Source organism: Sphingobium estronivorans, from assembly GCF_008692605.1.
In the GTDB taxonomy this organism is placed as follows: domain Bacteria; phylum Pseudomonadota; class Alphaproteobacteria; order Sphingomonadales; family Sphingomonadaceae; genus Sphingobium; species Sphingobium estronivorans.
The window spans coordinates 220,428-232,586 of record NZ_LFCT01000001.1 but is presented as its reverse complement, the minus strand read 5'-3'; the positions used below and the strand labels follow the sequence as shown (position 1 = coordinate 232,586).

The 12,159-nt window shown below is 67.1% G+C and carries 13 protein-coding genes; 1 reads left to right on the top strand and 12 read right to left on the bottom strand.

The features are described from left to right. Nucleotides 1-20: 20 nt before the first annotated feature. Genes F7P65_RS01165 through atpD form a run of 4 tightly spaced genes read right to left on the bottom strand, consistent with a single transcriptional unit; the run spans nucleotide 21 to nucleotide 2,375 of the window. Nucleotides 21-287 carry an ATP synthase subunit I gene (locus F7P65_RS01165; RefSeq protein ID WP_017501319.1) on the bottom strand — a complete coding sequence of 89 codons (267 nt, stop codon included), beginning with the start codon at nucleotides 285-287 and terminating at the stop codon, nucleotides 21-23. Next, entirely contained in the window at nucleotides 284-559 is a 276-nt protein-coding gene (locus tag F7P65_RS01160; protein WP_021245229.1) for an AtpZ/AtpI family protein, read from the bottom strand. The genes F7P65_RS01165 and F7P65_RS01160 overlap by 4 nt, the downstream gene beginning before the upstream one ends. After that, complete coding sequence (locus F7P65_RS01155) at nucleotides 556-966, bottom strand: F0F1 ATP synthase subunit epsilon (protein ID WP_037448025.1); 411 nt, start codon at nucleotides 964-966, stop codon at nucleotides 556-558. Before F7P65_RS01155 ends, F7P65_RS01160 begins: the two co-directional genes overlap by 4 nt. Further along, on the bottom strand, nucleotides 963-2,375 hold the full coding sequence (atpD, locus tag F7P65_RS01150) for a F0F1 ATP synthase subunit beta (protein ID WP_037448022.1): 1,413 nt from the start codon (nucleotides 2,373-2,375) through the stop codon (nucleotides 963-965). Before atpD ends, F7P65_RS01155 begins: the two co-directional genes overlap by 4 nt. Nucleotides 2,376-2,650: 275 nt before the next feature. Between atpD and F7P65_RS01145 the strand changes: the two genes are divergently transcribed. Beyond that, nucleotides 2,651-3,070: a hypothetical protein gene (locus F7P65_RS01145; protein ID WP_017501314.1), complete on the top strand. Its 420-nt coding sequence runs from the start codon at nucleotides 2,651-2,653 to the stop codon at nucleotides 3,068-3,070. Between the two features lie 27 nt (nucleotides 3,071-3,097). Here F7P65_RS01145 and fabI read toward each other — a convergent pair whose 3' ends face one another. The 8 genes from fabI to F7P65_RS01105 all read right to left on the bottom strand — a co-directional run bounded on the left by fabI (nucleotide 3,098) and on the right by F7P65_RS01105 (nucleotide 12,141). Continuing rightward, complete coding sequence (gene fabI / locus F7P65_RS01140; protein ID WP_037448018.1) at nucleotides 3,098-3,871, bottom strand: enoyl-ACP reductase FabI; 774 nt, start codon at nucleotides 3,869-3,871, stop codon at nucleotides 3,098-3,100. Beyond that, nucleotides 3,868-5,058, bottom strand: coding sequence for an acetate/propionate family kinase (locus tag F7P65_RS01135; protein WP_037448015.1), 1,191 nt, complete (start codon nucleotides 5,056-5,058; stop codon nucleotides 3,868-3,870). Before F7P65_RS01135 ends, fabI begins: the two co-directional genes overlap by 4 nt. Then, the gene (locus F7P65_RS01130; RefSeq protein WP_066701152.1) at nucleotides 5,051-6,478 is read right to left on the bottom strand and encodes a bifunctional enoyl-CoA hydratase/phosphate acetyltransferase; all 1,428 of its coding nucleotides are present in this window, start codon (nucleotides 6,476-6,478) and stop codon (nucleotides 5,051-5,053) included. Before F7P65_RS01130 ends, F7P65_RS01135 begins: the two co-directional genes overlap by 8 nt. Nucleotides 6,479-6,481: 3 nt before the next feature. Then, nucleotides 6,482-8,203, bottom strand: a complete 1,722-nt coding sequence (locus tag F7P65_RS01125; protein WP_021245223.1) for a PHA/PHB synthase family protein — start codon at nucleotides 8,201-8,203, stop codon at nucleotides 6,482-6,484. A gap of 188 nt (nucleotides 8,204-8,391) precedes the next feature. After that, entirely contained in the window at nucleotides 8,392-8,565 is a 174-nt protein-coding gene (locus tag F7P65_RS01120) for a hypothetical protein (RefSeq protein WP_021245222.1), read from the bottom strand. 41 nt (nucleotides 8,566-8,606) lie between these two features. Next, nucleotides 8,607-9,005 (bottom strand): Cu(I)-responsive transcriptional regulator, encoded by a 399-nt coding sequence (gene cueR, locus F7P65_RS01115; RefSeq protein ID WP_007406402.1) that lies wholly within the window; start codon nucleotides 9,003-9,005, stop codon nucleotides 8,607-8,609. Then, complete coding sequence (locus F7P65_RS01110; protein ID WP_021245221.1) at nucleotides 9,002-11,359, bottom strand: heavy metal translocating P-type ATPase; 2,358 nt, start codon at nucleotides 11,357-11,359, stop codon at nucleotides 9,002-9,004. The genes cueR and F7P65_RS01110 overlap by 4 nt, the downstream gene beginning before the upstream one ends. A 107-nt stretch (nucleotides 11,360-11,466) precedes the next feature. Beyond that, on the bottom strand, nucleotides 11,467-12,141 hold the full coding sequence (locus F7P65_RS01105; RefSeq protein ID WP_017501308.1) for a class I SAM-dependent methyltransferase: 675 nt from the start codon (nucleotides 12,139-12,141) through the stop codon (nucleotides 11,467-11,469). Between the last annotated feature and the right edge of the window lie 18 nt (nucleotides 12,142-12,159).

Genomic DNA, 12,159 nt, shown 5'->3' with positions numbered 1-12,159 from the left:
TTCAAGTGGTGACGCGAATTTCATCGGGCGCCTCCGAGCCGGTGGAGCATGATCTGGCGCCCGCCCATGAAGCCGGTTGTTGCGGCAAGAAGCGCCGGCCACCCTTGCCGGCTGGCGATGACGAGAACCAGAATAGTGACGGCGAGACGCCCGAGCCTGAGCAGGATCGCGCGCGATGCCGGGCCGCCATGGGTGACGAGGTCGGCTTCTCTGGCGATGGCCGCGAAATGGGCGAGGCCGACCGCAAATCCGAGGGCCAGGAACAGGATGGGGGAGAGCTGGCTCATTGCCGGTGCATCCAGCGCCAGCCCGACCAGCAGCCGAGGGCGAGCCCGACGAGCAGGAGCGGCGCGGTCCAGAAGATGCCGCTATCCAGCCGGTGGTCGAGCCAGCGGCCGATCGCGAGACCGACCAGCGCGGGCAGGACGATCTGCCAGCCGAGCACGCCGATCTGGCCGAGATTGCGGGCGACGGAAGGAAGCCGCTGCGCAAGCCGCCGCCGTTCCGCGCGGGTCCGGATGGCTTCGACGATCGGCTGCTCGGGCTTGTCCGCGGTCACAGACCAAGCTCCCGGCCACCACCCTGCAGGGCCTCGACCATATGGCGGATCGCCTGCATCCTGAGCTTCGCCGACGCGGTCCGTTCGGATCGTTCGCCCTCGTCGCGCTCGCGGTAGCGCGCGAGCACGTCATGCTCGAGCGTTCCGAGGTCATCGCCGACATGGCCTTCGCGCGTCGCGACCGCGACCCCCGTGCCGTGGCTTACGGTCAGAATGCCGTTGCGCACCGCGCAATAGCCTGGAGCGCCATCGGCGCCCCGCCAGGAGACGATCGAGACGCCAAGCGCGGTCAGGAAATCGGCGTGGCCCGACAGGATGCCGAAACTGCCGCTGGCATCCTCGGCGCGAACCGACCTGACGTCCGTGTCGACGAGGATCGCGGTCGGATCGGTGATCCGCAGCTTCATGCGCCCTGCCCCACGCGAGAGCGTGCCTCTTCAATATCGCCTACCATGTAGAAGGCGCTCTCGGGCCAGTCGTCGGTCGCGCCGGCCAGGATGGCCGCGACGCCCTTCAGCGTATCGGCCAGCCCCACAGAACGGCCGGCTTGCCCGGTGAAGGCCTGGGTCACCATGAAGGGCTGGGTCAGGAAGCGCTGCAGCCGCCGCGCCCTGCCGACGATCAGCCGATCCTCGCGGCCCAGCTCCTCGATACCGAGCAGCGAGATGATGTCCTGGAGCTCGCGATAATGCGCGATCGTCTCCCGGACCTGCTGGGCGAGCGCGTAATGATGATCGCCCACGACCTGCGGATCGAGCAGGATCGACGAGGATCCCAGGGGATCGACCGCGGGATAGATGCCTTCGGCCGCCATGGCGCGCGAGAGCAGAATGGAACTGTCGAGATGGGCGGAGATGGCGGTGACCGCAGGGTCGGTGAAATCGTCGGCGGGCACATAGACCGCCTCGATCGCGGTCACCGCCGCTCCATGCACCGAGGCGATGCGCTCCTGCAGCGCGGCCACTTCGCTGGCCAGCGTCGGCTGGTAGCCGACGCGTGAAGGCATGCGTCCGAGCAGGCCGGAGACTTCGCTGCCGGCCTGGACGAAGCGGAACACATTATCCATGAGCAGCAGGACATTGCGCTTCTGCTCGTCGCGGAAATATTCGGCGATGGTGAGCGCGGTCAGCCCTACCCGCCAGCGCGCGCCCGGCGGCTCGTTCATCTGCCCGAAAACGAGCACGGTCTTGTCGATCACGCCCGAGCCGCGCATGTCCGTGAGCAGCTCATGGCCCTCGCGCGATCGCTCTCCGATGCCGGCAAAGACGGAAACACCTTCATAGCGCGCGACCATCGCGTTGATGAGTTCCATCACCAGCACGGTCTTCCCCACCCCCGCGCCCCCGAACATCGCCGCCTTGCCACCCTGGGCGAGCGGCGCGAGCAGATCGATGACCTTGATGCCAGTCTCGAACATCGCCGTCGCCGCGTTCTGGTCTTCGAGCGGCGGGGGTGCGCGGTGAATGGGCCTCAATGGAACATCCGGCCCAAGCGGCGCGCCGCCGTCACCCACCTGCCCGGTCGGCGTAAGGAGCCGCCCCAGAACCTTGTCTCCGACCGGGACCGCGATGGGGGCGCCCAAGGCCGTCACGCCGACATTACGAGCGAGACCGGAGGTCGGCTGAAGCGCGACGGCGCGGACGGTGCGGTCATCGATATGGCTCTGCACTTCCGCGACCAGCGGGCCTGACGATGCATCGACGCGCAGCGCTTCATTGACCGCGGGCAGCGGCCCTTCGTCGAACTCGACGTCGAGGACGGGACCGCGCAGCGCCGCAATCCGGCCGAGCCTGGCTATGGACGGTATCACGCCCATGCCGGTTGCCGGGTCAGACCATAATCATGCCCGACCGTGCCGCGATCATGACGGGACGGGTAGAAGTCGCTGCCCGCGGGCACGACATGGACGACAAGCCAAAAGTGCATTGGCTGAGCGTCGCAGGCAAGCCGCAGATTCGGCATACGTAGAGTTACCGATTCTCTCTGATTCAGCCTCGCCGAATAACGGCGGCGCGACGCGATGGGCCTCAGGCCAGGGCGCTATGCCCGATATGCCAGAGCTCAAACGCGAAGAGAAAGGTTCACCGTTTCATGCCCTATCCCGTTGATCAACTCGCCGCGCTCGCCAAAGCGAATGTCGGCCTGATGCTGAAGCTCGCCGAAGTCGCCCGGAAAGGTGGCGAAGAGTCGCTCGAGGTCGGCAACCGCGCCGCCGGCCGCTTCGCCGAAGAGGCGCGTGCCTCGATTGCGGGCGCGACGGACAAGACGTCGGACGCCGGCGCGGTCAGCCCGGCCGGACCGCGGGCACTGTTCGAGGACATGGCCACGGTCCGCGAGCATATGATTGCCGGCACAAGATCGGCGTTCGAGGAATGGCAGCAGGCCTGGCAGGCCGTCGCGAGCGCTCCGACGGCTCCCGGGGCGCTGGATGCCTTTGCTGCCATTGTCGGACCATGGTTCGGGCAGAAAAGCCCGGGCGACGGCGAGAAGCAGGCCACCAGCGACAAATAGGATAGCCCCCGATCGCGGCGAGCCGCCCTAGCCGAGCAGGTGCTGACCGCCATCGACCGGAATGATCGTGCCGGTGATATGGCGGCCGGCATCGCTCACCAGAAAGGCGGCGAGCCCTCCGACATCCTCGATGGTCACGAGCTGGTGCTGCGGGACCGTCGCCGCGGCCCGTTCGAGCAGCTCGTCGAAGCGGTCGATGCCGCTGGCAGCGCGGGTCGCGATCGGGCCTGGCGAGATCGCATGGGCGCGAATGCCCTTGGGGCCAAGCTCAGCCGCGACATAGCGGGTCGCGCTTTCGAGGGCCGCTTTGACCGGCCCCATCAGGTTGTAGTGCTCGACCACCCGCTCCGACCCGTAGAAGGTGACGCACAGCAGGCAGCCGCCATCCGACATCAGCGGCTCGGCGAGACGCGCCATGCGCAGGAAGCTGTGGCACGAGACGTCCATCGCCAGCGCGAAGCCTTCGGCCGAGCTGTCGACGACGCGGCCGTGCAAATCCTCCTTCGGCGCGAAAGCGATCGAGTGAAGCAGGAAATCGAGGCCGCCCCATTCGGACTTCACCCGCTCGAACAGGGCCTCCACTTCGCCCGGCACCCGGACATCGCACGCGGCGAGCCATTCGACTCCCAGGGTCTCCGCGACGGGCGCCACGAACGGCTCGGCCTTTCCGTTGAGATAGGTCGCCGCCAGTCTCGCCCCACAGTCGTGAAAGGCCTGGGCGCAACCCGCCGCGATGCTATGCGCGTTGGCGATACCGATCACCAGGCCGCGCTTGCCAGTAAGATCGACGAGAGGTTTCATGCTTTCGGCTCCTCACGCAGCAGATCGGCGGCGTGGATAGCGATCATCCTTTCCTCATCGGTCGGGATGACGCGGACGGCGACACGGCTGGACGGCGCGCTGATGACTGCATCTCCTCGGAGGTTCGCGTCCGCGTCGAGGTCCACGCCGAGCCAGCCGAGCCGACCGGCGACGCGGGCGCGAATTTCAGGCGAATTCTCGCCGATCCCGGCAGTGAACACGAATGTGTCGAGACCCCCGAGCGAGGACGCGAGAGCGCCGGCCTGGCGCGCGATCTGCCAGACGAAGAGCTCGATCGCTTCCCCAGCGGCGGGCGTTTCGCTGCCGAGAAGCGCGCGCATGTCGCTGGAGACGCCGGACACGCCCAAAAGGCCGGACTCACTGTAGAGGAGATGCTCGACTTCACGCGCCGTCATGCCCCTCTGCTGGAAAAGATAGAGCACCGCGCCCGGGTCGAGCGCGCCGCAGCGCGTACCCATCACCAGCCCGTCGAGCGCGGTGAACCCCATCGTCGTGTCGATGCTGCGCCCCCCGGCCATCGCGCAAAGGCTGGCCCCGTTGCCGAGATGCGCGGCGATCGTGCGGCCACCGCCTGTATCGGGATCGATCGAACGCAGCTGCCGCGCGATATATTCGTAGGAGATGCCGTGAAAACCGTAGCGCCGCATGCCCTCTTCGCCAAGCGCGCGCGGCAGCGCGAGGCGCGTCGCGATCGGGGGCTGGCCATGATGGAAGCCGGTGTCGAAGCAGGCGACTTGCAGCACAGCGGGGCGCAGCCTGGAGACGGCGCGGACCGCGGCGAGATTATGGGGCTGATGCAATGGCGCCAGTGGGCAAAGCGCCTCGAGCGCGGCGAGGAGTGGCGCGTCGACCCGCGCCGGCGCTGAATAGTCGGTGCCGCCATGAACGATCCGATGGCCGACCGCGATCAGATCGTCGCCGACCGAGGCTTCGATCTCCCGCAGCAAATCCTCGAGCAGCGTCTCGTGCGTGATCGTGCCGTCTTTCGTCCAGCGCCGCTCGGCAAGGACATCCCCCTTCGCATCGCGCGCGATCAGGTGCGGCTCAAGGCCGATATTCTCGATCTTGCCGCTCGCCAGCAAAGAGGGCTCATCAGTGCCCGGCTCGGCGTAGAGCGCGAACTTAAGGCTCGACGAACCGGCGTTGAGGCACAGGATTTCAGCCATCGCGGCGCTGTCCCGCAACGCCGGGAGCCGCCTTGGTCGCAGCCCGCGCCAGCAGCACCGCGAGCGCGCAGGAGGCGAGGCGCGTGCGCACGCTGTCTGCCCGGCTGGTGAGGATGATCGGAGCGCGCGCGCCGAGCACCACGCCTGCGGCATCGGCGCCGCCCAGGAAGGTCAGCTGCTTTGCGAGCATGTTGCCGGCCTCCAGATCGGGCACCAGCAGGATGTCCGCCTGGCCGGCGACCGGCGAGACGATACTTTTCTCGCGCACGGCCGCCTCGCTGATCGCATTATCGAGGGCGAGCGGGCCATCGAGCAGCGCGCCTTCGATCTGGCCCCGGTCCGCCATCTTGCAGAGCGCCGCGGCATCCAATGTGGTGCGCATTTTCGGATTGACCGTTTCGACGGCGGCGAGGATCGCGACCCTGGGCTGTTCGATCCCGATCACATGGGCAAGGTCGATCGCGTTGCGCGCGATGTCGGCCTTGTCCTCAAGCGTCGGCTCGATGTTGATCGCGGCGTCGGTGATGATGAGCGGGCGCGGATAGCCGGGCACGTCCATCACATAGGCGTGGCTGATCCTGCGTTCGGTCCGAAGGCCCGTGTCGGACGATACGACCGCGCCCATGAGCTCGTCAGTATGAAGCGAGCCCTTCATCAGCAGCGCGGCTTCGCCGGCCCGCACGCGCGCGACGGCTTCGGCGGCGGCGGCGTGGCTGTGCGGGACGTCGATCACCCGGAAGGCCGCAATATCGACACCGGCGTCCTTCGCCGCATTCGTCATACGCGCCGCAGGGCCGATGAGAATCGGAACGACGATGCCGGCGTCGGCGGCCTCAGCCACTGCGCGCATGGCGTCGGCGCTGCACGGATGGACCACGGCCGTGACGCACGCAGATCCGTCCTTGGCGCGCGCCATCAACTGGCGGAAGCGGTCGTGGCTGGCGATCCGCACGTCGGGAAGCGGCATGCGGGGCCGGCTGACTTTCTCGGTGGGCGCCTTGACCTCGGCCTGGCCGCTGATGACGGTCTCGCCCTTCTGGTTCACACAGGTGCAGTCGAGAACGATGACATGATGCTCGGCGCGCTTCTGCGCGACGGTGACGCAGGCCGTGATGGTGTCGCCGACGCCCACCGGGCGGGTGAAGCGAAGCGATTGGCCGAGATAGATCGCACCGGGCCCTGGCAGCTCGGTTCCCAGGATCGCCGAGATGAGCCCCGCGCCCCACATGCCATGAGCGATGACCCTGTGGAACATGTCCGTTTCGGCATAGACAGGGTCGAGATGCGCCGGATTCACGTCGCCTGACACCGCCGCGAAGAGCTGGATGTCGTCGGCGGACAGCGTGCGGGTGAGGCTGGCCGTATCGCCGACGGCGATCTCGTCGAACGTGCGGTTCTCGATGAGGTTGGCGGCGGCCATGGCTCAGCGCTCCAGCACGTAGCGCCCGGGGGCATCACCGAGCGGCGGATAGTTCCGTTCGGGCGCGCCCATCGCCGGTGGGGCCGCCGCCTCGCCCGAGTGCGATCCAAGCCATGAACTCCATTCCGGCCACCACGACCCTTCGCGCACCTCGGCCCGCTCCAGCCAGGCATCGGGACCTGGCGCCGGGCCATCCTGCATCCGTGTCGCGATGCGATAATGGCGATGAGGATGCCCGGGCTCGGAGACGATCCCGGCATTGTGGCCACCGCTCGTCAGCACGAAGCGGATCTCCGCGCCCGTCAGCATGTGGAGCTTGTGGGTCGAGCGCCACGGCGCGACATGGTCGGTTTCCGTGCCCACCATGAAGATCGGCATGCGCAGCCCCGAGAGCGAGACCGGGTGGCCGCCGGCCTCGTAGCGCCCTTCGGACAGGTCATTGTCGAGGAACAGGCGCCGAAGATATTGCGCGTGCATGGCATAGGGCATGCGGGTGCCGTCGGCGTTCCATGCCATGAGGTCGGTCATCGGCTCGCGCTCGCCCATGAGATAGGTCGAGAGGATGCGCGACCAGAGCAGATCGTTGGACCGCAGCATCTGGAAGGCGCCGCCCATATGGCTGCTGTCGAGAAAGCCGCGCGCCCACATCATCGCATCGATCAGGTTGATCTCCGCCTCGTCGATGAACAGACCAAGTTCGCCCGGCTCGCTGAACTCGGTCTGGGCGGCGAACAGCGTGACGCTCGCCAGACGCTCATCTTCATCGCGCGCCATCGCGGCCGCGGTGATGGCGAGCAGCGTGCCGCCGATACAATAGCCGGCCGCGTGGATCTTCTCGGTGCCGGTAATCGCCTGGATGACATCAACGGCGGCCATCGGCCCAAGCAGGCGATAATCCTCCATGTCGAGATCGCGGTCGGCGCTGTCGGGATTGTGCCAGGAGATGCAGAACACGGTGTAGCCCTGCCCTACCAGCCAGCGGATGAGCGAATTTTCCGGCGACAGGTCGAGGATGTAATATTTCATGATCCATGCCGGCACGATCAATATCGGCTCCGGACGCACCGTCTCGGTTGCGGGCGCATATTGGATCAGTTCCATGACCCTGTTGCGAAACACGACCTTGCCAGCCGTGGCTGCGACCTTCTCGCCGACCCGATAGGCCTCCGTGCCCGCTGCGGGCTCCCCGCGTACCAGGCGTTCCAGGTCGTCGCAAAAAAATCGCGCACCCTCGACAAGGCATTGTCCTCCGGTTTCGAGGATGCGCTGCTGGAGCACGGGGTTGGTCGGGATGAAATTGGTCGGGGACACCATGTCGAGCATCTGGCGGGTCGCGAACTCGACGATCGCTTCGTGGTGCCCGGTGACGCCGCTCACGCCGGTCGTCGCGGCATGCCACCATTGCTGCTGGAGCAGGAAGGCCTGCTCGATCAGGTCGAACGGATGGCGCTTCCAGGCTGCGTCGGCGAAGCGCCGATCCTGGGGCAGCGGATCGATCGCCGGCTCGGGATCGCTGCCGGATGCGCTGCGCATGGCATAGTCGGCGAGCCGCATCAGCTTGCGCCCGCCCTTGGCGGCGAGCTGCAGCTGCCTGCCTGGCGAGCAGAGAATGTGCGTCCACCAGTCGGAAAAAGACTGCGCCAAAGTGGCGGGCGACTGGCCTGAAGTCAGCTGCGCGATGGCGGCGAAGCTCGACCGATCCAGCGTCGTGGCCAGACCGTCCAACGGGTCAGGGATATTGCTTCGACTCTGCACATTTTCGCTCCTGCTGCGGTGCAACAAGCCCTGAAGCGCAGGAAGCCTCTGCGCACTCCGTAGTCCTACGGAGGGATTGCCTCGCATATGCCAGCCCCAGAAGTCAGAGCTCAGCACGACATTGCTGTATGAAAAGCGGCCAAATACGATCAGGAGGCTCAGTGCGGTCGCACGGGCGAGCCAGCTATCCCGCCGAACCAGTCCCGCAATACCGGCGAAAGGGTCTGCGGGTTGCCGCCGATATGGCGAAGATCCTCCGCCAGCAGTGGCGGGCGGACTGCGAGGAAATATATCGCGAGGCCCGTCGTGAGAATGCCAAGTGCGATCAGCACCCCGGCCGCCAGAGCGGGTCTGGTCCGAGAGGCGGCCGGCGCTAACATTTTCTGTCGAGACTCAGTTCGGCGATGATGGGACAATCTGGCCGCTCGTCGCCATGACAGCGCTCGGCGAGATCGACGAGGGTCTCGCGCAGGGTCGTCAGCGCTTCGGCCTTGCGCTGCAATTCCTCCGCCCGCGCCAACGCGACCCGCTTTACATCGGCGCTGCTGCGGCCCGTGTCGGCCCACAGGCCGAGCAGGGTCCGGATCTCCTCGATCGGAAAACCGAGATCGCGGGCATTGGCGATGAACCGCAGGCGATGGAGGTCACTCTCGCCATAGTCGCGATAACCCGCTCCCCGGCGCGGCGGCGCCGGGATGAGGCCGATCTTCTCATAATGGCGGATCATCCGCTCCGAGACCCCGCTTTGCTTCGACGCCTCCCCGATGTTCACAGCGCTTTCCGGTTGAGGCGCAGCGCGTTGGTGACCACGCTGACCGAGGAGAGCGCCATGGCGGCGGCCGCGATGATCGGCGAGAGCAGGATGCCGAACAGCGGATAGAGCGCGCCCGCCGCCACCGGCACCCCGGCGACATTGTAGATGAAGGCGAAGACCAGGTTCTGGCGGATGTTGGACATGGTCGCCTGGCTCAGCCGCCGTGCCCGCACGATGCCCATGAGATCGCCCTTGAGCAGCGTCACGCCCGCGCTCTCGATCGCGACGTCGGTGCCCGAGCCCATGGCAATACCGACATCGGCGGCAGCCAGTGCGGGGGCGTCGTTGACCCCGTCGCCGGCCATCGCCACCACGCGCCCCTCGCTTTTCAACCGCGCGACGACGGCACTCTTCTGGTCGGGCAGTACCTCGGCTTCGACATCGTCAATGCCGAGCCGCCTTGCCACCGCCTCTGCTGTGGTGCGGTTGTCGCCGGTCAACATCACCACGCGAATGCCTTCGGCCTTGAGTGCGGCCAGGGCCTCCGGCGTCGTCTGCTTCACGGGATCGGCGATTGCAAAGGCGCCGCCGACGGTGCCGTCGACGCCGATGAAGATCGCGGTGGCGCCATCCCGGCGCAGGGCGTCGGCCTGCTCCGCCAGCGCGTCGGTTGCTATGCCCTCTTCCGAGAGGAACCGCGCATTACCGAGCACGATCCGGCGGCCGTCGACGGTGCCGAGCGCGCCGCGTCCGGTGGGGGAATCGAAGTCGGTGACGTCGCTCGTGGGGATGCCGCGATCCTTGGCGGCCTCGACGATCGCCAGCGCGAGCGGATGCTCGGAGGCCCGCTCGACCGAGGCGGCAAGCCGCAGCAGTTCGGCTTCGTCGAAGCCGGGCGCCGGCACGATCTGGGTGACGGCAGGCCGGCCTTCGGTCAGCGTGCCGGTCTTGTCGACGACGAGCGTGTCGACTTTTTCCATATGCTCGAGCGCTTCGGCATTCTTGATGAGGACGCCGAGCCCGGCGCCGCGGCCAACCCCGACCATGATCGACATCGGCGTGGCGAGACCCAGTGCGCAGGGACAGGCGATGATCAGCACGGCGACCGCCGCAACCAGCCCGTAGGCGAAGCGCGGCTCGGGGCCCCAGATGCCCCAGGCGATGAACGCGACCACCGCGACCGCGATGACCACGGGCACGAACCAGCCCGACACCTGATCGGCCATGCGCTGGATCGGCGCGCGCGAGCGCTGCGCCTCGGCGACCATCTGGACGATGCGCGCCAGCATGGTGTCCCGGCCAACCTTGTCGGCGACGATAACGAGCGCGCCGGTCTGGTTGAGCGTGCCGCCGATCACCGTGTCGGCCTTGGCCTTGGTGACGGGCATGGACTCACCGGTGACCATCGACTCGTCGAGCGAGGAACGGCCGTCCTCGACCACGCCATCGACCGGCACCTTCTCGCCGGGACGCACACGCAGGCGGTCGCCGACCGCAACGAGATCGAGGCTGATTTCCTCTTCACTGCCATCGGAACCGATCCGGCGCGCGGTCTTTGGCGCAAGGTTAAGCAGCGCCTTGATCGCGCCCGAGGTCCGCTCGCGCGCGCGCAGTTCGAGCATCTGGCCGAGCAGCACGAGGACAGTGATCACCGCGGCCGCCTCGAAATAGACGGCAACCATGCCGTCCTCTCCGCGGAAGGCGGGCGGGAACAGCTGGGGCGCGAGCGTCGCGACGACGCTGTAGATCCAGGCGACCCCGGTCCCCATCGCGATCAGGGTGAACATGTTGAGGTTGCGGGTCTTGAGCGAGGCCCAGCCACGCTCGAAGAAGGGCCAGCCCGCCCAGAGCACGACGGGTGTCGCCAGCACGAACTGGATCCATACCGAGATCGACATCGGCACGAGGCGATGGATCGCGGGAAAGAGATGCGCGCCCATCTCGAGGATCAGCACCGGGAGGGCCAGCATCAGGCCGACCCGGAAGCGCCGTGTGAAATCGACCAGCTCATGGCTGGGGCCGCTGTCGGCAGTCACGGTCGCGGGCTCGAGCGCCATGCCGCAGATCGGACAGGACCCGGGATGGTCCTGCCGAATCTCGGGATGCATAGGGCAGGTCCAGATCGTGCCTTCTGGCACCGCGACTGGCGGTGCCGGCGGGCCGAGATAGCGCTCGGGATCGGCGATGAATTTTGCCCGGCAGCCCGCGCTGCAGAAATGATAGCTTTCACCGCCATGCTCGGCATGGTGCGCAGTGATCGCAGGATCGACGGTCATGCCGCAGACCGGGTCCTTGACGCCAGCCGCTGGTTTCGCAGCGCCGTGGCTGCCGCAGCAACCGCCGCCATGCGCCGCTCCATGTGTCTCGTTCATCGCCTTGCTCCTTTCGACGCCTGACGATCTAGGGTCTGACACCGTGTCAGGGTCAATACGTAATCGCCTAAGCGGACAAATCGGCGGGCCCGTTCGCCTGGCCGCCATCAGCCAAGGTCATTGGCAACCGTAAGGCCGTGGTCCTGCGCCGGTCGATGCGCCGTAAACAAGTCGATCGCGCCGGTGATGGTCAAAAGCCGAAACGTCTCGGCCACATGCCTGAAGCCGGCCGCCGCGATCAGGCCGGGGAGCACGCCGTCGGCATTGGGCCGGGTATCATCGATGCCATCGAGCCGCTGCACGGTCAGGCGGAAGGCAAGCCGCATGAAACCCTGCTGGCGGCCATAATCGGCGATCACCAGGCGCCCACCCGGGCGCAGCATGGCGAACATGGCGCGCAGGGTTGCCGCCTTCTCCCTGACCGGCATCTGATGCAGCACGAGACTCGACACGACAGCGTCGGCGGTACCCGGGGCCACGTCCCTGGCAAATCCCTGACGCCAGTCGATATCGGCCCGCCGCACAGCGGCCTTGTGCCGCGCGATGTCGAGCGCCTCGGCATCGGGATCGAGACCGATCACCTGCGTCCTGGGCTCGGCTTGCTTGAGCATCAGCGCGAAGCTGCCGGTGCCACAGCCGACGTCGACGACCGTCTCACCGGCTTTGGGCGCCAGGGCGGCGAGCATGGCGGCACGCCACCGCTTCTCCCGCGTCCACAGGCGGATCGCGCGATCATAGTCTTTCGTCGATCCGGTCCCGAGCGGCGGGGTGTAGGATTGCATTGGCTTCTCCCAACGCGA